Genomic DNA, 23477 nt, shown 5'->3' with positions numbered 1-23477 from the left:
TATCCAATAAAAAACGGGCTTTGTTTTATCACAAAGCCCGCCAATAAAATTTAAAACAATAATTCTAGATTAATTCAGTACAATAAAAATTAACCCAATGTACTTGGTACAAGAATTTCAGTAGCAACAATAACAATAACAAGACCAACTAATACAGGGACAGAAACACGTTTCATCACTTCAAATGGTGAAATTTTTGCCATACCTGATACCGCAACTACAACACCAGAAACCGGTGATAATGTACGGCCTAAGTTTGAAGCTTGTAACATTGGAATAGTTAAATAAGCTGGGTTAACACCCATATTGCTTGCTAAACGAGGAATTAATTCAACGAAAGCATAGAATGGTGCGTTCCCTGAGCCTGTTGTCATCGCAGCTAACATGGTAATTAATACCAGCGCAATCATCATCACAATCGCACCTGAACCTAATGACTGAGCGCCTTCAATTAAGGCATTAATAAAGCCAACTGTTGTTAAGCCTTGAGCAAATACTCCTGCGGCGACTAATAACATAACAACTTGAGCAAATGCATCTGCCATACCGCGATAAGCAACTTCTAAACCTTCGAAAACTTGTTTTGCGCTAAAGCTACGAATAAATTCGATAACAGCCGCTAAAATCATGCAGATGATAATAATGGCAACAATATGAAGTTCTGGTAACCATTTACCATCAAAAACGAGAACACCAATGATTGGCGTAAAAGGTAAAATCGCATAGAAACTTGGTGCGTGAGTTTTGATTTCATTCACGTCTAACATTTCAGTTTCAATGTGCTCTTTGCGGTCAAGGTAACGTTGCCAGAAGAAGTGCGCAATGCACATACCAATAATTGCAGCAATAGAGATAGGCAATGTGGTTTTAAATGCGAAGTCAATCAGCGGCATTTGAGACGCTTCAGCGGCTAAAATAACATCACCTGATGTTGGCGCTAAAATAATTGAGGCTGGAGACGCACAAATTGCAGCAGCAGCACCGCGACTAATTCCCATATTCACCATAACAGGGAACAGCGTTGCCATTAATAACACACCTAAACCTGTTGCGGATGAAACAGCCAGTGACATCAAACATGCAACAATGTAAGCCGCAACCATCAGCAGATAAGGTGAGTTGATCATTTTCAGCGGGCGTGATGCTAATTTAACAACAACATCATTAGCACCGATGTGTGTCATATAAGAAGCAAAACCACAAAGTATCATGATCATCATACCTAAATCGCCACCACGGCTCATTAGTAGATTTTTCACATACTCAACAATATCGATTAAGCCATAGCCTGTCGCAGTTGCACTTGCAGGTAAAACAGCTCTTCCCATAATAACGCTGATGATCAGTAATAACAGACCACCTGTCATTAGAACACCGGTTGGTGAATAGCCTTTTACAATATAACGTCCAACGCCTACAGCAACTAAGGCGCCGATAAGAATTTCAATCATTTATTTATCCTGTCTAAAGTAGTCATTTATAAAATGAAGTTTTTTATTTTTTATCATCATTTTTGCGTTTAGTGCGATTGACACACTCTGCCCAAAGGCAACGTTGCAGTGTATGACATATATCAAAAAAAACGACTATTTTTTTGCATAGGTATAGCACGAATGCTTACTTTTCATTCAAAACATAAATTAAATGATAGATATAAAGCAAAAAGCACACAATTATCAAAATTGTGTGCTTTTATTAAGAGTGTGATGAAGTTAAAAGTCGTGAAATTAAATTTTCTTCAATAGCTGATTAAGTGCTTTTACTTCTGGGCTTTCAGCATCTTGCTTATTCAGCCAATTATCGATGGCTTGTTTCGCTTTTTGCTGTAATTGATCGCGCAATAATTTTTCAACATTGAGTTCATATTGCACCGCATTCCAATCTCCATAAAGCCTTAATGGAATATCAATTTTAGCCAGTTGGCGAATAAATTCATTTTCTTTACCCCACCCTTTTTTAATATTAACCAATAATGTTACATCAAGATCATGACGCTGAAGGTTAACTTTACCCTGCCCTTTAATTTGATAAGCATCCGCTTGGGCATCAAGGGAATTAACCGTCAATTGTCCTTTGGGTGTTAATTTAAATTGGGCAATGACATTATCTGCTTGGGTGTAACTTTCTATATCTTCAGGATAAATCACTTTATCTGTCGCTTGAGCAATAGATTGCTGGATCACCTGTGGGACATTTAGGCCCTGCATCTTAAATTGAGTTAATGAGGTATTGAGTGTGCCCTGCCAGTAATGATAAAAGGCTTTTCGGTTATATCCCGCACCTTCGATATTTCCTTTGGCTGAAATTAATCCACTGAAATTTTCAGGCTGATTAAACGCACGCAATAGAGGTTGTAACGGAATATTATTCATTGTGATATCCATACTAATATGTGCTGGCACAATACTTGTAGAAATCACAGTAGGTAGTGAAAAATCACCCTGATGAATCTTTCCTGTTAAAGTTTGAATATTCATCGAGTTAGGATTATTTAGCGCATCAAGTTTAAAATCATTAATCTCTAAATCTTTATAAAGGAGCTTATTCAGTGCTAATTTCAGCGTAAATTCAAGATCACCCCAATGCGTTAAATCATATTCTTTATTTTCAACAGTCACTGAAGTAATAACTGGCTTGGCCATAATCGTGGCATTAGGTGCTGGAGCCGCGTGTGCAGTATTAAATAATGAAAATGATGATAGTGTCTTATTATCTTTAAGGGACAATAATGCAGTTTCAGTTGTTTTAGCCGTTGCTAACTCTGGTAACAACGTATTTAAATTTAATTGTTCACCTTTTAAATCAACTTGATAACGTGTTTTATTTGCAAACTCTGCACTAACACTACCTTGTAATTGACTGTCATTAGCAGTTAGATTTAGATTATCAAATGAAATTTTTCTCACACCCTCATTTTGGATCATAAAATCTGAGGTTAAACTTCCTGTTATGCCATTTTCAGGGATTTCCACACCGGATAATGCATAATCTAGCTGTGTGATCGTACCGTTGATTTGGTAAGGATAGCTGTTCATATCAGCATTAGCGGCAACATTTAGCGTTATCTCACGACGATCACGATTTACTTTCGTGCTCATCTCTAGATTAATTTGTTTTTTATCATCTGTTTTCAGCGATAAATTAATATCACGCAAATTAAGTTGCTCACCATCTTTCATCTGCCAAATAATTAAGCTGTCTGAAATTTTGACTTTGGCAATATTTAACTGCCAATTATTCGCTCTTGTTTCAATCACAGGGTGAGAAACATCTTTAGGCGTAGAAGGAGAAACTATTTTAGGGATAGCCTTACTTTCAGGTGTTTGACGTACTACAGCACCTTTAAGCATGACTTCTTTTACTTCAAGTTGATGAGAAAGAAGCGGCAATAACTCAACATCCAGACGCATATTATCCGCAGTAATTAAAGGCATTTCAGCACCAGGTGCTGTCAATGACATTTTACCACTGATAATGCTCAGTTTTGGCCAAACATGCCAACGCATATCATCTTGTAATGTGAGTTTATAACCGCTTTGTTTTTCAACTCGCTCAACAAGATATCCACGGAAATCATTAGGGTTAATGAGTAAAACTAATGCTGTTAAGCCTGCCAAAATAACCACAAGCAAAATAGCCAGTGTTGTCAAAAACCTTTTCATATAATTACCCGTTTAGTAAAATCTGATAATGATGATTATAAAGATAGTTAATCTTCACTAATTCGACTACCTACCGCACCTTGTTGATTTTTATATTTAGCATCTTGACGACGATTATAAGGTCTATCGGCGGGGCCAGACATAGGTTCAAAACTTAATGCACCAATCACCATGCCCGGTCTTAATGCAAGAGGCAGTTTACCTGAATTAAAGAATTCTAATACGATTTGCCCATGCCAACCAGGATCAATACGATGTGCAGTAACGTGCACCATCAAGCCTAAACGTGCTAATGATGAGCGTCCATCTAGCCACCCCACCACATTATCAGGTAATGTGACTGATTCTAGTGTCACAGCCAATGCTAATTCACCAGGATGTAAGTAAAACGCCTCACCTTCAGGTAAAACAATCTCATCACTCATCACACGTTCTAATGCAGCATTCACTTCAGCTTTTGGACCACTCAGATCAATATAAGCGGCAGTATGTCCTTGGAAAACACGAAACTGGTTTCCTAAGCAAACATCTGCTGTTGCGCCGTTAATTCGCTCGACAGGCGGGCGAGGCTCAATGACTAATTTACCTTCATCCAGCCACTGAATAATATCACGGTCGCATAATCGCATTTTATTTCCTTCTTCAAGTTAATTAGGCAGTTTCATCATGCATGAAAGCTGCCCATAAATGAACCTATTATTCGCAGAACTGCCCAATTTTTGCTTTCAGAATATCAATCGCAACGCGGTTTTTACCCCCTCTTGGCACAATAATATCGGCATATTGTTTAGAAGGTTCAATAAACTGGAAGAACATCGGACGAACAGTTTTATTATATTGTTCAATGACTGAGTCTAAGCTACGTCCACGTTCATTTACATCACGTTTAATTCTACGCATTAAGCAAATATCTAATGGCGTATCAACAAAGATAGAGAAATCCATCTCTTCGCGCAGGCGCTTATCTGTTAATAACAAGATGCCTTCAATAATAATAACTTTTTTAGGCTTAAAAGGGATGGATTCTGTTTTGCGAGTGTGAGCAACGTAGTCATACTGAGGGAGTTCGATGGCATTTCCTGCTTTTAGTTCACACAAATGCTGGTATAAAAGTGCATGATCCATCGAATTTGGGTGGTCATAATTGACCTTATATCGTTCTTCCATCGTTAAATCACTTTGGTCACGATAATAACAATCTTCTGGTATCACACCGATATTATGATCACCTACTTGTGCTCTTAATTCACGGTAAAGCGTACTTGCAATAAGACTTTTACCCGAAGCAGAAGCTCCAGCGATACCTACAATTGTGCACTGATGTGCTGTGTCAGCCATAATCAAAAACCTGGTTTGAAATAAAAAGAGGGATAACGTAATAATATGTAAATATTACGCTAGCGCAGATTATAGTTTTGAAATCACTCTGGTTCCAGCGTAAAACCAGAAATCTATTTGTTTTTTATCAAAAACAGCCGGAAATCACATGTAAAAAATGGAAAGCCAAATGACTCTCCATTTTAATCAGCAAATAATATCAGGCATTATTTTACTGCGATTACACTGCGCGGAAAGAAATTTCCGTTGGAATTGCATCACCATCCCAATACATTTGAGCAGAAACGGTTGACGCTATTTCACGATAAATATCAGCAAATTCACCTTCTGGATCACGCATCACTGTTGGCTGTCCACGATCTAAATCTTCACGTAAAGAGATATGAAGAGGAACTTGACCTAATAATTGGCAATGATATTTCTCCGCCAATTTCGCCGCACCACCTGTACCAAAGATAGGTTCAAGGTGACCACAGTTGCTACAAATATGCGCACTCATGTTTTCAATAATACCTAATACAGGCACATTGACTTTCTTAAACATGACAATCCCTTTCATTGCATCCACCAGCGCAATATCCTGAGGTGTTGTTACCACAACGGCAGCAGTTACAGGGATATTTTGGGATAAAGTTAATTGAATATCACCTGTTCCTGGTGGCATATCGATAACGAGATAATCTAAGTCAGGCCACAACGTATCTTGGAGCATTTGCATTAACGCTTTGCTCGCCATAGGACCACGCCATACCATCGCATTATCATCAGTCACTAAATAACCAATAGAGTTAGATGCTAATCCATACGCCATAATTGGCGCCATATGTTGTCCATCAGGAGACGTTGGACGCTCCATTGTGGTACCTAACATATTAGGAATAGATGGACCATAAATATCCGCATCAAGAATACCTACTTTAGCGCCTTCTTGTGCAAGGGCTAATGCAAGGTTAACAGCAGTACTTGATTTACCTACGCCACCTTTACCAGAACTCACCGCAAGAATATTACGTACACCATTAACGCCAGGCAGATCATTTGCACGACGTAAGGTTGAAATATTATGCTTGAGTTTCCATTCAATTGCTTTTGCGCCTGTGATGTCACGAAGTTCAGCTGTCTTTTCTTCGATTAGCACTTGGAAAGGTTTTTTCCAAACAAATGGCATCACTAATTCGATATGAAGAACATCGTCAATCATCGCACATTGATGTAATGCTTTTAGAGAAAGCAGATTACGTTTCAATGTCGGGTGTTCAAAAGTAGACAAGACACCTGAAACTTTTTCGTTCAGAATCTCAGGGGTGGTCTGCTCGGGGGATTTATCACTCATCCCGGCTCCTCTCGTTTTCATTATTTATTAAATATATGAGTGTATCTATCATATCAGATAGTAGATGACTACGATAATGCCTTACCTCAATTTGCCAACTGAAATTTCTCTTGCAAAAACTCCATTATTGCCCTAGCGACATCATGACGGATCGGTTACCATCAAAGTCCCTTTTATTAATTTTATGGAAGTAAGATCCTTACTATGTCTCACGTCGCGAATAAATTATTGGTAACCTGCGCGTTACCTTATGCTAACGGTTCAATTCATCTCGGTCATATCCTTGAGCACATTCAGGCAGATATCTGGGTCCGTTATCAACGAATGCGCGGCAAAGAAGTTCATTTCATCTGCGCTGACGATGCCCACGGCACCCCAATTATGCTGAAAGCTCAACAATTGGGTATAACTCCAGAAGCCATGATTGAAGAAATGAGCAAAGAGCATCAGCAGGATTTTGCAGGCTTCAATATCAGTTATGATAATTATCACTCTACACACAGTGAAGAAAGTCGCGAATTATCGACAAAAATTTATCTAGCACTGAAGAAAAATGGTCACATCAAAAGCAAAACAATTTCTCAGCTTTATGATGAAGAAAAAGGCATGTTCCTACCTGACCGTTTTGTAAAAGGCACGTGCCCTAAATGTAAAGCACAAGACCAATACGGTGATAACTGTGAAGTATGCGGCTCAACATACAGCCCAACAGAATTAATTAATCCACGCTCTGTCGTATCAGGTTCAACGCCTGTTATGCGTGAAACTGAACACTATTTCTTCGACTTACCTGCTTTTAGCAACATGTTGCAAGAGTGGATACGCTCTGGTGCACTGCAAGAGCAAGTTGCGAATAAAATGCAAGAGTGGTTCGACAGCGGTTTACAACAGTGGGATATCACTCGTGACGCGCCTTATTTCGGTTTCGAAATTCCAGATGCACCGGGTAAATATTTCTATGTATGGTTAGATGCACCAATTGGCTACATGAGCTCTTTCTTAAACTTATGTGAAAAACGTGGTGATTTAAGTTTTGATGAGTTTTGGAATAAAGACAGCAAAGCTGACCTTTATCACTTTATTGGTAAAGATATCGTCTATTTCCACAGCTTATTCTGGCCAGCTATGTTAGAAGGCAGTGAATATCGCAAGCCGACAAACCTGTTTGTTCACGGTTATGTCACTGTAAATGGCGCCAAGATGTCTAAATCTCGAGGCACCTTTATTACAGCTCGTGCTTATCTTGATCATTTTGATGCTGATTGCCTGCGTTATTACTATGCAGCAAAACTTTCATCACGCATTGACGATATTGACCTAAACTTAGAAGACTTTGTTCAGCGCGTAAATAGCGATATCGTAAATAAAGTCGTTAACCTAGCATCACGTACCGCTGGTTTTATCAGCAAGCGTTTTGATGGCAAATTAGCAGATTCTTTAGATGATGCTAAGCTTTATCAACACTTTGTTGATATGCAAGAAACCATTGCACAATCATTCGAAAATCGTGAATTTGGTAAAGCCATCCGTGAAATTATGGCATTAGCTGATGAAGCTAACCGTTATATTGACGAAAAAGCACCTTGGGTCGTGGCAAAACAAGAAGGTCAAGACGCTCTGTTACAAGCAATCTGCACCATGGGAATTAACCTGTTCCGCGTGTTGATGACGTACCTGAAACCAGTTTTACCTTCACTAACAGAACGTTCAGAAGCATTTTTGCAAACTCAATTGACATGGGATGCACTTGAGCAACCGCTGTTAGGCCAAGAAATCACTAAATTCAAAGCGCTGTTTAACCGCATTGAAATGGATAAAGCCAATGCAATGGTTGAAGCATCAAAAAGCACCATTGCACCTGTAAAAGAAGTCACAGGCCCATTAGCTGATTCACCGATCCAAGAAACCATCAAGTTTGATGATTTTGCAAAAATTGATATGCGTATCGCTGAAATTAAACAAGCCGATTTTGTTGAAGGTTCAGACAAACTGCTGAAATTAATTTTGGACTTAGGTGGAGAAACTCGCCAAGTATTTTCTGGTATTCGTACAGCATACCCAGATCCTAAAGTGTTAGAAGGTCGCTTAACGGTAATGGTGGCAAACTTAGCACCTCGTAAAATGCGTTTTGGTATTTCAGAAGGCATGGTAATGGCAGCAGGCCCTGGCGATAAAGATATCTTCTTACTTAGCCCAGATTCTGGTGCAAAACCGGGTCAGCAAGTGAAATAACAACCAAAATTCATTTGCCAAACGAATAAATGGCGGGGTTCTATTAGAGCCCCGCTCTTTTTTTATTGTGATCCATAGCACACTTTCAAAATCGGTGTATGATAATTCTGTTAGTTGATTTGGGACACTTACTTATGAAATCTAAACGGGCACGATTGCAGATTACACTTTGGCATTATCTACGATCTTTTTTGGTTCTTTATCTTTGTCTTTTTGCAGGTAATCTTATTTCAGCCCTTCTACCCTTCGCGGTTCCAGGTAGTATTGTTGGCTTACTGATCCTTTTTGGTTTACTTGCTTTCCAGCTTATTCCGTTACGTTGGGTTAAACCTGGCGCCAATATCCTGCTAAAAAATATGTCATTGCTCTTTATCCCTATCGGGGTAGCCGTAATGAATTATTATGATTTACTTAGTCAGCAGCTCTTCCCTATCGTTTTAGCCTGTGTAGTCAGTACATTTGGGGTTATGGCACTGGTTGCTTACTGTTCACATTATGTCCATCGTGAGCGTATTATCGTAGGTTCAAAACCAGATCTAGTTGAAGATGTTATTGAAACAAAAGAAAAAGATGATGACAAAGCATTAAGTGAGAAGAAAAAATGTTAGTGTTAATGAATATATGGTGGTCACTTCCTTTAACCATAATTATCTTTTATTTATCACGTAAACTTGCTGCTCGTTATAAATTACCTATATTGAACCCTTTACTTATTGGTATTGCGGTTATTATTCCTATCTTATTAATTACACATACTCCTTACGAACACTATTTTGCCGGTAGTCGTATTTTAAATGATTTATTACAACCTGCCGTTGTTGCTTTAGCTATCCCGCTTTATCAGCAATTACACCAAATTCGCGCACAGTGGAAATCACTGATAAGCATTTGCTTTATTGGTAGTGTTGCAGCCATGGTCAGTGGTACTGCGATTGCCTTATGGGCAGGCGCAACCCCAGAAATTGCCGCATCAGTCTTACCTAAATCAGTCACAACACCTATCGCAATGGCAGTTGCAGACTCCATAGGTGGTATTCCTGCAATCAGTGCTGCATGTGTTATTGCAGTAGGTATTTTAGGTGCCATTTTTGGTCACACTCTATTCAAGATATTGCGAATTCCAACTCACGCCTCTCGGGGTTTAGCGATGGGAACCGTTTCACATGCAGTGGGAACAGCAAGAGCTGCTGAAGTGGATTATATCGAAGGTGCTTATAGTTCATTAGCATTAATGACTTGTGGGATTATTACCTCTTTACTTGCTCCGTTTATCTTCCCTATTATTTTGCATCTTTATAGTTGATATCTTTCTTACTCTCCATTCTTAAATCCCCGATTTAATTAAATTTATTTCGGGGATTTTTACTATAAATTTGAGATACATCTCTCAATTAATGAATTTGTTGCAATTGTTTCATTGAAAATATGATTTTCATCACATATAAGAATGGGTAAAGATGCCTAGAATCTTATAATACAGAAAGATTAATGGGAGACTCATGTATGCATACTCGTTTTCAGGCAATTTGGTCAGATTTATCTCCGCAGTTACAACACGCACTTGCTCCTTATCTTGAGCAGGATGCATTCCCTGCAATGTTCACGGCAGAACAGGTCAACGCCATAAAAACACAGTTACAATGTAATGATGATGCCTTAGCCCTTGCACTTTTACCGGTTGCTGCGGCTTGTGCTGTTGCACCTATCTCTAACTTCAAAGTAGGTGCAGTTGCTCGTGGTGAAAGTGGTAATCTCTACTTCGGTGCCAATATGGAATTTGCTGGCGCACCATTACAACAAACAGTCCATGCCGAACAAAGTGCGGTAACTCATGCATGGCTACGTGGTGAATCTCGCTTAATTTCAATCACCGTTAACTATACACCTTGTGGTCATTGTCGCCAGTTTATGAATGAACTCAACAGTGGCACCCATATTCAGATCCAATTACCTGGTAGAAAAGTAGCGACATTGGGGGATTATTTACCTGATAGCTTTGGTCCGAAGGATCTCAATATCACTTCTTTATTAATGGATAAAGTTAATCACAGTTACAAAATTGATAACCCTAGTGAATTAGCACAACAGGCGCTACAAGCCGCCAATCGTAGCCATGCACCTTATAGTGAGTCTCACAGCGGAATTGCTGTTCAAATGAAAAATGGCAAAATTTTCCAAGGTAGCTACGCAGAAAATGCCGCATTTAACCCAAGCTTACCACCATTACAAGCCGCATTAATTTTATTAAATATGGCGGGTGAGAGTGTGATGGAAATTGAATCTGCGGTCTTAATTGAAAAAGCAGAAACAATTTTAACGCAATGGGATGCAACTCAAGCCACATTAACAGCTTTAGGTTGTCGCCAGATGCAACGCATCACTTTGTAAAAAGTTTTAACTTATTCCTCTAAAAATCTCTCCTAAAAAAGCATCAGCATGTAAATTTTGCTGGTGCTTACCAGAAAAAGTTGTAACAACTGTATCTATCTCTCATTTCTAAGCATAAAAATCATAAAAAAATAACATAAGCTGTACATATTTTTATTATTTTGTAGGATCTACTATTGTCATGTGACTAACTGCCTTACAAGAGTATTTTTCATGGAACTGGAACACGAAAGTAAACGCCCTCTCTACATCCCGTATGCAGGCCCAATCCTGCTTGAATTTCCCCTGTTAAATAAAGGTAGTGCTTTCAGCGAAGAAGAACGCAGCACCTTTAACTTACATGGTTTACTGCCTGAAGCAGTTGAAACCATTGAAGAGCAGGTTGAACGCGCTTATCGCCAATATCTTGATTTCAAAAACGATAACGACAAACATATTTACCTAAGAAACATCCAAGACACCAATGAAACTCTGTTTTACCGTTTATTGGAATCTCACCTTACTGAAATGATGCCAATCATTTACACACCAACAGTGGGTGAAGCTTGTGAACATTTCTCTGATATTTATCGTCGTGCTCGTGGTTTATTTATCTCTTACCCTAACCGCGCCAATATCGACGATATGCTGCAAAACGCCACTAAACAAAACGTAAAAGTAATTGTTGTCACTGATGGCGAACGTATTCTTGGTCTAGGTGACCAAGGTATCGGCGGTATGGGTATTCCTATCGGTAAACTCTCTTTATATACTGCGTGTGGGGGTATCAGCCCGGCGTACACACTGCCTGTTGTACTTGATGTTGGTACTAACAATCCACAACGTTTAAACGATCCACTATATATGGGATGGCGCCATCCTCGTATTACTGGTGATGAATATAACGAATTCGTTGATGAATTTATTCAAGCTGTTAAACGTCGCTGGCCAAATGTTTTACTGCAATTTGAAGACTTCGCGCAAAAAAACGCGATGCCTTTACTAAACCGTTATCGTGATGAATTATGTTGCTTTAACGATGATATTCAAGGCACTGCGTCTGTTACCTTAGGTAGCCTTATCGCGGCTAGCCGTGCTGCGGGTCGCCAATTAAAAGACCAAACAGTCACTTTCTTAGGTGCAGGCTCTGCAGGTTGTGGTATTGCTGAGCAAATCATTGCCCAAATGAAATCTGAAGGCTTAAGTGATGAGCAAGCACGTGAGCGTATCTTCATGGTTGACCGTTTTGGTTTATTGACAGATAAACTGCCAAACTTACTTGATTTTCAAAGCAAGCTTATCCAAAAAAGTGAAACTATTGCTGATTGGGAAACAGAAAGCGATGCTATTTCGCTGTTAGAAGTGGTTAAAAATGCAAAACCAACGATCTTAATTGGTGTTTCAGGACAAGCAGGGTTATTCACTGAAGAAATTATTCGTGAAATGCACAAACACTGTGAACGCCCTATCGTGATGCCATTATCTAACCCAACTTCGCGTGTTGAAGCTCGCCCTGAAGATATTATCAATTGGACAGATGGCCAAGCTTTAGTGGCAACGGGTAGCCCATTTGCACCTGTAAAATACAAAGATAAAGAGTATCCAATTGCACAATGTAATAACTCTTATATCTTCCCAGGCATTGGGTTAGGTGTTATTGCCTGTGGTGCTAAACGTGTGACTGATGCCATGTTAATGGTTGCAAGTCGTGCATTAGCTGATTGTTCACCAATGGCAAAAGAGGGAGATGGCTCACTATTACCTTTACTGGCTGATATTCAACAAGTTTCGCGTTATATAGCAAAACAAGTTGCAAAAGAAGCACAAGTTCAAGGTGTTGCTACTGTTACCTCAGATTCAGCATTAGAAGAAGCAATTGAACGCAACTATTGGCAGCCTGAATACCGTATTTACAAAAGAACGTCATTCTAAGTCGTTTTAAATACTAAGTACCATTCTGAAAAGCGCATCATTACTTAATATGAGGCGCTTTTTTCTTGCTTCCCTATCTTTGCTCAAGTAGCCTTAACTATTATGAAAATCATTTTTTATTTGCGTCATTAAGGCAAGGACATGCTAAAACGCCTCATTTATCTTTTTCTCACACTTTTTATTCTACTTGCAGTCACCTTGATTGCCTGCGATCGCTGGATCGGATGGAAAACAAACCCTTATATTTTTGAAGATATTGATAAATTACCCGCAAAAAAAGTGGGCATGGTGTTAGGCACATCAAAATATTATACCAGCGGTTACATTAATCAATTTTATCAATATCGCATCCAAGGCGCAGTTAATGCCTATAACAGTGGTAAGATCCAATATTTATTATTAAGCGGAGATAATGCAAAGCATAGCTATAATGAGCCTAATACAATGCGTAAGGATCTCATTAAAGCGGGTATTCCGGCTTCTCGTATCGTAATGGATTTTGCAGGATTCAGAACGCTTGATTCTGTTGTGCGGACAAAAGAAGTCTTTGGTACTGATGGTTTTACTATTATTACGCAACGTTTTCACTGTGAACGAGCCGTTTTTATTGCTCTAGAAAAAGGAATTGATGCGCAATGCTTTGCGGTTGCATCCCCTAAAAGCATGTTTAAAGTACGTATACGTGAGGTGTTTGCCAGAGCAGGTGCAATGATTGATGTATATATTTTAAATCGAGAACCACGCTTTTTAGGGCCTCCAGAAACAATTCCCGCGATACAATCTATTCCTGATAGCATTAAAGGATATCCCGCAGTTTCACCAGAGGAAGTTGAATCACTTCCTCTAAGTGACAACAATAACGAGAAAATCTAAAAGAATTGCGCTAATTTTGCGGCTGATTTACGCCAAATCCACTCTATTGGGCCTTGTGGAAAATAGCGTAGCCAAATTACGGCAAAAGCAATGTTGATTACCCAAATAACGACTACAAAAGGCATCAGTTCAGGTAAGGTAAATTGGTTAAATAAGCCCATCCGCTGAAACAGGGTAATGCCGATAAGACTTTGCATTAAATAGGTCGTTAGCGCCATTTTGCCTACGCAACGTAAAGCATAGGCAAAATAAGAGTGGCAAATTATATTCCAACTCCAATAAAATAACGCAATATATCCCAAGCTTTGTATAACTTGGATCAACATAGTTAAAGGCTGTGCCCAAACCGCTGCCCAGCGATAATTCCAATCAGAAAAATAATCCACCAGCACAATCATTGTTTGTAAGCTTAAACTGATTGAGAGAAAACAAAGTGCCACATAACCATAATGTGTACGACTAAATTTCTGTTGTAACCAGCCCGATGCCATTAGCGCAGCACCCATCAGCATTGCACCAAATAAAAACCAACTATATTGACGCACCAAATTAAAAATGAAAATACTTAATTCATTCAAGCGATAATAAATACTATTTAAATAAGGCCCTGTTTTCCAATCAGATTCAACCAGTTGGGAATATGGTGTGCTGTACCAAACCGTATCAATAAAATCACGATAATAATAAAACAACATACCTAAAATAAATGCACCACAAAAATAGAGTATCGCCCCCAATATAAATTGGTTCTTTATTGTTATTGATTTGATAAAGACAAAAACAAATAAACCACACACACTATATGGAAATAAAATATCACCTTCCCAAATAAATAGCGTGTGAATAACACCGATCAACGCTAACACAACTAACCGCGATAAATTAAAGCGTGTTCCTTTACGTAGTAGCAGGTAAAGCGTACCACCAAATAGTAATGCAAAAATAAAGAGGAACTTACCTTGGGCAAAAAGGTTTAATGCCATCCATGTTATACGATCACCAAAAGAGGCTTCCCCCGAATGTAACGGATTAAATGAAGCCACTCTTAATAAAGCAAAACCTGAAATATTGAGCAATAAAATGCCAAGGATCGCCATTCCTCTCAACGCATCAAGTGATTCGATACGTTGATGAGACGATTCATTCATTTATTTGAAATCTCAAAGGTGACGAACAGCGCGTAAAAATTCCTGACGCGTATTTTGACTTGATTTAAATAACCCACCTAACGAGGTTGTTGTGGTTGCACTCGTAGCATCACGAATACCACGAGCTTTAACACAATAATGAACCGCATCAATAGAAACAGCCACATTTTTTGTGCCTAGTAACGTTTGTAATGCAATAAGAATTTGCTGGGTTAAACGTTCTTGAACTTGAGGACGTTGAGCAAAGAATTGCACTATACGATTAATTTTTGATAAACCAATCACTTTATCTTTTGGAATATAAGCCACAATCGCCTTGCCATCAATGGTAACAAAGTGATGTTCGCAAGTACTGGTTAATGTGATATCTCGTACTGTCACCATTTCATCAACTTGCATTTTATTTTCAATTAGTGTGATTTTTGGGAAGTTGTGATAATCCAGTCCTGAGAAAATTTCATCAACATACATTTTAGCAATACGACGAGGCGTTTCAGCTAAACTATCGTCGCTTAAATCTAGATTTAACAGCTTCATCACTTCTGTCATATGATGTTCAATTTGCTGTTTACTCTCACTTGGAGATAGCTTTGATTCACGAAGAGGCGTTTCCAAACCGCGTTCAACTAACGCTGCATGCACCCATTGCGCCTCTTTACTTAATGATGACATTGGACTCTCCGATAAACACATTAATGAAGTATCTGTTTCGCTGTCAGCGACAACAGCCTACACTTTAGATGACATGAATCACATTATCCAGCGATACCGCATTTTTCGTTATGAAATTATTGCATTTTTGTATGAACTATTTTTAGATTAAGCCTGTTTTTTCTCTTTTAAACACACCAGAAAACCACCGATTATCAACACAATAAAAGCGACATAAAGCGCAGGTTCTAATTTTCCAGTTAATGCCGTTGAAAGCGAAGAAACAACAGGACCAACCAATTGCCCAATAGCATAAAAGGTCGTGAGTAACCCCGCCATATAACGCCCATGATCAGGAGCTAACTCTCTACCTCGTAAAAAAGCAAGTTGTACCGCACACATCAAACCGCCACCAATTAAAAAAGCACCTATCGCAAGCCCTGTTATTGTCGGGAACCACTCTGCGATCAAAATACCTAATGCTTGTAACCAGAGTGTAATAGCTAAGCGTAACTGTGTGTTTAATACATTACGCGTTAAAATAGCAATTCCGATACATAATGCAGCAGATGCACCAAATACGGGCCAAACAAATTGTGCGATTAAGCTCCCAGGAAAGCGCTCTGCTGCCATTTGAGAAAGAAATGTAGCTGGTAAAATATAACCAAAACCCGCAAAGGTATAACCCCAAATTAACTTTTTCATTGCTGGTGTCAGTGTTAAAGGTGCCACTTTGACTTCTTCTCGACTCATCGCCCAAGGTTTAGGAAGGTGATAACTCACATATATTGCACAAATAAAAGCAAGCGAACCGTAAATAATCCAGCCAGTCATCGCATTCATTTGCCATTTCATAATTAATACAGCGAGCATACCGCTAATAAATATGCCTGCTCCTGTTCCAGCATAAACAGCAACGCTTAATGCAGGGCGATTAAGGCGAGCCAATAATTCATTGGCCCATGACGCCACCAGTACCAACGTCCAACCACTTGCCCAACCGATAAAAAAACGAGCAATACTGTGTGTAAATGCATCATTTAAAAAAGCAGACAACAGAGTGATTATCACTGCTCCCCAAAGCCCTGCCCACAAGCGATATCCCACACCTTTAACAGCTTTCATTGCATCGTAGGAACCAGCAAGATAACCAAGATAATTAAATGCAGCGACAATGCCCGCACTTGTTAGCGTTAATTGATATTCTGCAATCATCAATGGCACTTGTGGTGTAAAAGTAAAGCGCCCTATCCCCATTGCAACGACTAAAGCAAGAAAACCACTAAACGCGATATGAAAAGCTTGCGCTGAATGGCTTTGGTGATTTGAAGTATTCATTGATATCCATTATTTTGTTTTATCGTTTTATACATTTTAAATGTGTTGTTCATTAATAACAGAACACGCAACACATTAACCCCAAACAGTTAACATTTTTGCAATAAGATGTTTCATTTCTTTCTAGTCACAAGATGATCTCTGACATGATGATGTTCATCGTGATAGATTAGTATCATGAAATAAAACAGAACATTTCGATAGATCTTGGAGTATATGATGAGTCAATGTCACGTTAGCGGTTTATTATCTCTTGATGAAGCGCTAGAAAAACTACTTGAAAAACCGCTGGCAATTACCGATACCTTTAACATCCCATTAAATAATGCAGCCGATTATATTCTAAGTGCAGATATTACATCTCCACTCAATGTTCCTCCTTTTGATAATTCTGCAATGGATGGTTACGGACTTCGTTACGCTGACTTAGACACCCAAACTCCTCTTCCGGTGGCCGGAAAATCATTCGCTGGTATTCCTTTTGAGGGAGAGCTTCCTGCTGGTCAATGTGTACGCATTATGACAGGGGCAATGGTTCCTGCTGGTGTTGATACTGTCATTATGCAAGAAGAAGCAGAAGTCACTGAACATGGTGTTCGTTTTTCACAGCCCGCTAAGAAAGGCCAAAATATTCGCTGTATTGGTGAAGATATTAAAGAAAACGATATTGTATTACCTGCTGGCACTAAGCTTTCAACTGCACAATTGCCATTAATCGCTTCTTTAGGGATCGCCACAGTACCAGTTTATCGACGCTTAAAAGTTGCCGTTTTCTCAACAGGTGATGAATTACAAACTATTGGCCAGCCATTAAAAGCGGGTCAAATTTATGATACTAACCGTTTTGCTGTGCGCTTAATGCTTGAAAAATTAGGTTGTGAAGTTTTAGATTTAGGCGTTATTCCTGACTCACCTGAAAAACTCCGTGAAACCTTTAAAAAAGCAGATCAAGAAGCAGATTTAGTGATCAGCAGTGGCGGTGTTTCTGTAGGTGAAGCTGATTACACCAAACAAATTCTTGATGAAATTGGGGAGATTGGTTTTTGGAAATTAGCCATTAAACCGGGAAAACCATTTGCATTTGGTCGATTACACAATGCATGGTTCTGCGGTTTACCAGGTAACCCTGTCTCGGCAACCGTCACATTCTACCAATTAGTTCAGCCTTTGATCGCACGGTTATCAGGCTTTAGTCACTGGAAAGCGCCACAACGTTTCCAAGCCGTAGCAAAATCACCATTGAAAAAATCAGTGGGTCGTCTTGATTTTCAACGTGGTATCGCAAGTATTAATGCGGAAGGTGAGTGGCAAGTAGACACTTCTGGTCACCAAGGTTCACACGTTTACAGCTCCTTTAGTGTCGCGAACTGCTTTATCGTCTTAGAACGTGAACGCGGTAAAGTGGCTGCAGGCGAAACGGTCACAATCGAGCTATTTAATTCTCTGTTAAAAAGCGAATAGTTTTTATGAGTATCGAATTAACCGATGAAGAAACACTGCGCTACAATCGTCAGATTGTATTAAGGGGCTTTGATTTTGATGGTCAAGAGGCACTGAAAAGTGCCTCTGTATTGATTGTTGGCGCAGGTGGCTTAGGATGTAGTGCTTCGCAATATCTTACAGCTGCAGGTGTAGGAAAACTCACACTATTAGATTTTGATACTGTTTCTCTTTCTAATCTTCAGCGCCAAATTCTTCATCGTGACGCTACGATTGGCCAACCCAAAGTACTCTCTGCAAAAACAACATTAGAAGCAATTAATCCTCATGTCACAATAGAAACTGTTGATGCATTACTTGAAGATGAGGCTTTAGCTAAACTTATTAGCCAACATAATATCGTAATGGACTGTACGGATAATGTGGCAGTACGCGAGCAACTTAATCGCCTCTGCTTTCATCAGAAAAAACCACTAGTATCTGGTGCAGCTATTCGGATGGAAGGTCAAATCAGCGTATTCACTTACCAAGATGACGAGCCTTGCTATCGTTGCTTGAGCCATCTTTTTGGCAATAACGCTTTAAGTTGTGTTGAAGCGGGCATAATGGCACCTGTTGTGGGTACTATTGGCACATTACAAGCAGTTGAAGCCATTAAATTACTCACTGGCTATGGTGAAAATCTGCATGGCAAGGTATTAATGTTTGACGCAATGCGAATGCAGTTTCGTGAATTCAAGTTACCTAAAAATCCACATTGCGAAGTGTGTTCTGCCAATTTACCCGATAACTAACCACTTTCTATCCTAGATAAGGTAAGTCTAACTTCTTTAAACTTACCTTATCACCTTTCAAAGAGAGAGGTATTCACTCTAATGTAATTATCTTAAGCATAAACTCATCTAAATTACTCAAGAAAATATCTAATCTTGAAAAGATAAATTCAGAGTGTTCATCACTTAGTTTCACATTCCCAGAACAACGTACATTAAAGTTTATTTGTAGGCATTTAGCTTCATTGGCAAGATAATCAACGGCACTGACAAATTTATCAACATATAAAATATCTAGATTTGTCTCTTCTTTTATTTCGCGTTTAAGTGCTTGAAGCATGGATTCTCCCTCTTCAATACCACCAGAAGGTATTTCCCAAACATTAGGCATAAACTCATGCTGAGAACGTTTTAGAAAAAGTACTTTATCGTTTATGTCATCAACTTTAATGATGCCACCAACTACGATACGATCATATTTATCCAAAGAATTTAATATGTTATAAGGAACTAAAGGCTCAATCATTTTTTATATAACTCCGCAACAGTTCTAATAATGGATAAATAGTTATCAATAAAATTGTAGCGTTCTTCACCATACCAAACATCTAATTTGAACATGCTATTATGAAATTTAATGGCATTCTCGAAATGACATTTTTGAATGCGTACTTTTTTACAATAACTTTGAGATATCTTCTGTGGAGAGTGAAATAAAAAATAATTATTAAGTGGGCAAGTTGTTCCCAGAATATCAGCCTCTACACATGGAATCCCCCACCTTTTGTCTTACTAGTAATTAAAGCTTCTACAGCCTTAGGATCAACATTGCCATTATCTCCACAATCAGCAAATTTCAATTCTGCTCCCAGTTGATGAAGGGGCGCACAAGTTGCAAAAAAAAGTATATATAGTAAGAATAGATTGGAATTTCATGATTAAGGATTTCTTTAGCTTGATTAATATTATCTGAAGATATATCACACAAAGCATGAATTTTAACACCTAATAAAACCATTACAGGTAAGTGTTCTTTAATACAATGCTCCCACAACCAATTACTGCCATTTTCATTACAAGCTCCTTCCTTGTAAAAATTAAATACATTTAAATTATTTAATTTTAAAATAATTATATGGTAATAAAAATCTCATTCATACAATAAAAAACTCTATAAAACCCACTATACAAACAAATTAATTAAAAAATAAAAATATAAATAACAACCTCATAATTAATTATAAAATCATTGTATTTATTTCATTTCAATTAAAATATTTTTAACATTACTTTATAAGTCTAAATTATTTTAGCTTATTAAAATAATTTAAATAATAAAAAATAAAATTAGAAACATTAATAAAAGTAGGTTGTACTCTTATACATACCTGTTTTATATTGATTAATTATTTATGGCATATTTTCAAAATATTATCGCCCGCGTCAAAACGCAACAGGATGCCCTATAAGCAGAATAATCATTTAAGCACGCATTTTATGTGCTAAAAAAGCAATACAAGGTAGAAGAATGACATTTCAAATTGCAGACACTCTCTATTACAACGGCCTTATTTATACCGCTGATCGTAATAACAATATTGTTGATGCTATCGCGATCAGCCAAGGTGTAATTATTGCTTCAGGTAAAAAAGAGGGGTTACTTTCTTTCTGTAATGAAAACACTGAACAGATTGATTTACAGGGAAGAATGGTCATGCCAGGCATTATTGATGCGCATATGCACCCATTTTGGGGAGGTGCAACGTTGGCAGGTTGCCATCTTGATTATCAATCACTCTCTATCGATGACATTTTATCGCGGATTCAAAAATACCTTGATGAAAACTTTATTGATAATGATACCGAATGGTTAAAAGTCTCTGCATGGTATCGTGAAGGCATGCAACCAGAAGGTGTGCAAATGACACGTTATCACCTTGATACCTTAAATACGGCTCGTCCTATTCTGCTCTTTTCTAGCGATTGCCATAGTGTGCTTGCCAATTCTCGGGCTTTAGAACTATTAAATATCACAGCAGAAACCCCCGATCCACCAGATGGAAATATTGAACGTGATGGTGACAGAACACCTATTGGTATTCTTGAAGATGCACCTGCAATGCAAGCCATTGATAGCTTGCCACCACTCACTGAAGCACAAAACCTACAAATCGCCCGTCATGTTCAAAAACTATTAAATAAACAAGGTGTAACCACTATTATGGATGCGCGTGTGGGTGAGCCTCAATTACGCGCTTTTAATACATTAAGAAAAACCGGTGAACTGACCCTTCGTGTTGAAAATGCCGTTGAAATTACACCAGATGATGTGCCATCTATTGATGATATTCCAAACGCTGTACGCCATGCTGCAACTCGTTTTTCACAATGGCATCAAATCAGCGATGGTGCTCAACCTAGCGTTGCTATCCGTCACATTAAACTTTTCCTTGATGGTGTATTACAAGCACCAATTATGACAGCGCGCTTACATGCACCTTATCGTATTAATGTTGGCACCGATGACACACCGCATTGGCAAACATCTGACCATGTTGGTGATCTCTATTTTTCACCTGAAATCTTAACGCCATTAATAACAGAAATTGCTCGTGCGGGTTATCATCCTCATATTCATACCGTTGCTGAGGGTGCAATCAGTACAGCACTGGATGCTATTAGTGAAATGCGTAAAGTCTTACCTGAGAAAGGCATTAGACCAGGGCTTGCGCATAATGAATTGATGTGTGAAAAAGATTACGCTCGTTTTACACAATTAAAAACCTACCCTTTTCTCTCTTTTCAATGGGCGGCTGTCGAGCAGAACAATATCGAGAAAGATATTGAAATGCTGGGTAAATCTCGCTGTGACTATTTGGAGACAGCTGGGAAATTTATTGATGCGGGTGTCACCGTTGCTTTTGGTAGCGATTGGCCGATTGATCCACTTAATGAATGGTACGATTTTAAAGTTGCGATGACTCGCCAAAAAGATGCAACAAGCCCACGTCTTGATAACGATCGTAATCTGACATTAGTGGAAGTCTTACGTGCGGCCACCATTAATGCGGCAGAAGCTTTGGATATGGATACTCAAATTGGATCATTAGAAGTCGGAAAATTTGCCGATTTTATTGTATTAGATAGAAATCTGTTTGAAATATCGGCAGAAGATGTTGAAAATGTCAGGGTATTGTGTACGATCATTGCGGGGAAACCCACAATTTAGCTGAATAATATAAGTAATAAACCCGCGTAAAGCGGGTTTATTTTTATCTATGCACTTAATCCTATGAGAATTAACGTAAATTGGATCTGCTATAAAGCAATTCCCATCACTGTGCTCACTTCTTTTAATCCTTCACGTTCGTAAAAACGTTTTGCTGCACCATTTTCAGCTAATACCGATAACTCAAGATGCGTCATTTTTTCTGATTTTGCCCACTCTTTCATTGCAGTTAGTAACAAACGACCGACACCTTGGTTACGTATCGTAGGATCAGTAACAATATCGTAAATATAGGCATATTTACGTTGAACTAAGCAGTTAAACAGAGGCGTTTCTTGAATTTGTGCAATGCTAAATCCAATCACCTTGCCATCTAAATCTGCGACCAAAAGATGAAACTTATTATTTTTTATTCCATTAATAATAAAAGCTTCGTCTTGTTTACCTGGTTTTAATCGATCGGGTTGTAAATTCGCCATTTCATTAAATAAATGGGTGTAAAGATCATTAATTTCTTCTACATCAGACAAAATTGCTTTTCTTATTATTATCATTTTTTACCTTTATTTGTTGTAGGTTTTTACAGGGGGTGCAATATATGTTTCAAATTTATCTAATAATTGAATAGGACATTGTTCTACAATTGCCATATTGCGGTATTTTTCATGTAAGAATTGTTCGTCCGCCATTTTATCAATCATCATTAATAATGGTGAATAAAACTGATTGATATTAAGTATGCCCAATGGTTTTTGATGCAAACCAATTTGGCTCCATGTAAAGACTTCACTAAACTCCTCTAATGTACCAAAACCACCAGGTAAAGCGACAAAACCTTCTGCCAGTTCTATCATTTTACTTTTGCGCTGATGCATGGTCTCAACAATATGCAGTTCAGTCAGATTTTTATGAGATATTTCACGCCCTTCTAATAGCGTAGGAATAACGCCAATCACCTTTCCGCCTTCAGCTAATACTGTATCGGCGAGTGTGCCCATAATTCCTACACTTGCACCACCATAAATTAAGGTGATATTACGTTTAACCAGCTCTTTGGCAAAAATAATGGCCTGTTCTTTATAAATAGATGAAGCACCTAAACTAGAGCCACAATACACTGCGATAGATTTTATTTTATTCATTTTTTATTCTCATTTAGCT

At 38.5% G+C, this 23477-nt stretch carries 21 protein-coding genes; 9 read left to right on the top strand and 12 right to left on the bottom strand.

The genetic code is table 11. From position 1 onward, the window contains the following. Window positions 1-89: 89 nt before the first annotated feature. From dcuC to apbC, 5 genes are all read right to left on the bottom strand, one after another. Complete coding sequence (gene dcuC / locus DK866_RS16200; RefSeq protein WP_109409728.1) at window positions 90-1451, bottom strand: anaerobic C4-dicarboxylate transporter DcuC; 1362 nt, start codon at window positions 1449-1451, stop codon at window positions 90-92. A gap of 276 nt (window positions 1452-1727) precedes the next feature. Next, window positions 1728-3662 (bottom strand): outer membrane assembly protein AsmA, encoded by a 1935-nt coding sequence (gene asmA / locus DK866_RS16190; protein WP_109409726.1) that lies wholly within the window; start codon window positions 3660-3662, stop codon window positions 1728-1730. A gap of 47 nt (window positions 3663-3709) precedes the next feature. After that, complete coding sequence (dcd, locus tag DK866_RS16185; protein ID WP_109409725.1) at window positions 3710-4291, bottom strand: dCTP deaminase; 582 nt, start codon at window positions 4289-4291, stop codon at window positions 3710-3712. A gap of 67 nt (window positions 4292-4358) precedes the next feature. After that, the gene (gene udk / locus DK866_RS16180; protein WP_036938247.1) at window positions 4359-5000 is read right to left on the bottom strand and encodes a uridine kinase; all 642 of its coding nucleotides are present in this window, start codon (window positions 4998-5000) and stop codon (window positions 4359-4361) included. A 220-nt stretch (window positions 5001-5220) separates the two neighbouring features. Then, window positions 5221-6333, bottom strand: coding sequence for an iron-sulfur cluster carrier protein ApbC (gene apbC, locus DK866_RS16175; protein WP_109409724.1), 1113 nt, complete (start codon window positions 6331-6333; stop codon window positions 5221-5223). A gap of 204 nt (window positions 6334-6537) precedes the next feature. Between apbC and metG the strand changes: the two genes are divergently transcribed. From metG to sanA, 6 genes are all read left to right on the top strand, one after another. After that, window positions 6538-8565 (top strand): methionine--tRNA ligase, encoded by a 2028-nt coding sequence (metG, locus tag DK866_RS16170; protein WP_109409723.1) that lies wholly within the window; start codon window positions 6538-6540, stop codon window positions 8563-8565. Between the two features lie 134 nt (window positions 8566-8699). Then, window positions 8700-9173 (top strand): CidA/LrgA family protein, encoded by a 474-nt coding sequence (locus DK866_RS16165; RefSeq protein ID WP_109409722.1) that lies wholly within the window; start codon window positions 8700-8702, stop codon window positions 9171-9173. Continuing rightward, window positions 9167-9868, top strand: a complete 702-nt coding sequence (locus tag DK866_RS16160; protein ID WP_192876265.1) for a CidB/LrgB family autolysis modulator — start codon at window positions 9167-9169, stop codon at window positions 9866-9868. Before DK866_RS16165 ends, DK866_RS16160 begins: the two co-directional genes overlap by 7 nt. Before the next feature lie 200 nt (window positions 9869-10068). Next, window positions 10069-10953 (top strand): cytidine deaminase, encoded by an 885-nt coding sequence (gene cdd / locus DK866_RS16155; RefSeq protein WP_109409721.1) that lies wholly within the window; start codon window positions 10069-10071, stop codon window positions 10951-10953. 213 nt (window positions 10954-11166) lie between these two features. Next, a complete protein-coding gene (locus tag DK866_RS16150; protein WP_109409720.1) occupies window positions 11167-12864 on the top strand; it encodes an NAD-dependent malic enzyme in 1698 nt (565 codons plus the stop codon). A gap of 141 nt (window positions 12865-13005) precedes the next feature. Beyond that, window positions 13006-13737 carry an outer membrane permeability protein SanA gene (gene sanA, locus DK866_RS16145; RefSeq protein ID WP_109409719.1) on the top strand — a complete coding sequence of 244 codons (732 nt, stop codon included), beginning with the start codon at window positions 13006-13008 and terminating at the stop codon, window positions 13735-13737. On the opposite strand, the gene yeiB is transcribed toward sanA, so the two are convergent. The 3 genes from yeiB to DK866_RS16130 form a co-directional block, all read right to left on the bottom strand. Beyond that, entirely contained in the window at window positions 13734-14885 is a 1152-nt protein-coding gene (gene yeiB, locus DK866_RS16140; RefSeq protein WP_109409718.1) for a DUF418 domain-containing protein YeiB, read from the bottom strand. The two genes, sanA and yeiB, sit on opposite strands and share 4 nt — an antisense overlap. 12 nt (window positions 14886-14897) lie before the next feature. Further along, window positions 14898-15557 (bottom strand): GTP cyclohydrolase I FolE, encoded by a 660-nt coding sequence (gene folE / locus DK866_RS16135; protein ID WP_036938265.1) that lies wholly within the window; start codon window positions 15555-15557, stop codon window positions 14898-14900. Window positions 15558-15704: 147 nt separating this feature from the next. Continuing rightward, window positions 15705-16874, bottom strand: a complete 1170-nt coding sequence (locus DK866_RS16130) for a YbfB/YjiJ family MFS transporter (RefSeq protein ID WP_109409717.1) — start codon at window positions 16872-16874, stop codon at window positions 15705-15707. 219 nt (window positions 16875-17093) lie between these two features. Here DK866_RS16130 and moeA point away from each other — a divergent pair, with 219 nt between their 5' ends. Both moeA and moeB read left to right on the top strand, forming a co-directional pair. Then, entirely contained in the window at window positions 17094-18335 is a 1242-nt protein-coding gene (gene moeA / locus DK866_RS16125; protein WP_109409716.1) for a molybdopterin molybdotransferase MoeA, read from the top strand. Between the two features lie 5 nt (window positions 18336-18340). Beyond that, window positions 18341-19108: a molybdopterin-synthase adenylyltransferase MoeB gene (gene moeB / locus DK866_RS16120; protein ID WP_109409715.1), complete on the top strand. Its 768-nt coding sequence runs from the start codon at window positions 18341-18343 to the stop codon at window positions 19106-19108. A gap of 73 nt (window positions 19109-19181) precedes the next feature. On the opposite strand, the gene DK866_RS16115 is transcribed toward moeB, so the two are convergent. Next, a complete protein-coding gene (locus tag DK866_RS16115) occupies window positions 19182-19613 on the bottom strand; it encodes an NUDIX hydrolase (RefSeq protein WP_109409714.1) in 432 nt (143 codons plus the stop codon). Between the two features lie 235 nt (window positions 19614-19848). Next, a complete protein-coding gene (locus DK866_RS20370; protein WP_109409713.1) occupies window positions 19849-19995 on the bottom strand; it encodes a DegT/DnrJ/EryC1/StrS family aminotransferase in 147 nt (48 codons plus the stop codon). A 620-nt stretch (window positions 19996-20615) separates the two neighbouring features. On the opposite strand from DK866_RS20370, the gene DK866_RS16100 reads away from it, so the two are divergent. Continuing rightward, on the top strand, window positions 20616-22316 hold the full coding sequence (locus DK866_RS16100) for an amidohydrolase (RefSeq protein ID WP_109409711.1): 1701 nt from the start codon (window positions 20616-20618) through the stop codon (window positions 22314-22316). 89 nt (window positions 22317-22405) lie between these two features. Here the strand turns inward: DK866_RS16100 and DK866_RS16095 are convergent, their stop codons facing one another. Next, window positions 22406-22870: a GNAT family N-acetyltransferase gene (locus DK866_RS16095; RefSeq protein ID WP_109409710.1), complete on the bottom strand. Its 465-nt coding sequence runs from the start codon at window positions 22868-22870 to the stop codon at window positions 22406-22408. Between the two features lie 9 nt (window positions 22871-22879). After that, window positions 22880-23458: a TIGR00730 family Rossman fold protein gene (locus DK866_RS16090; protein ID WP_109409709.1), complete on the bottom strand. Its 579-nt coding sequence runs from the start codon at window positions 23456-23458 to the stop codon at window positions 22880-22882. Between the last annotated feature and the right edge of the window lie 19 nt (window positions 23459-23477).

The organism is Proteus genomosp. 4 str. ATCC 51469 (assembly GCF_003144375.1).
Taxonomy (GTDB): domain Bacteria; phylum Pseudomonadota; class Gammaproteobacteria; order Enterobacterales; family Enterobacteriaceae; genus Proteus.
This window is presented reverse-complemented; position numbering and strand designations above follow the sequence as displayed.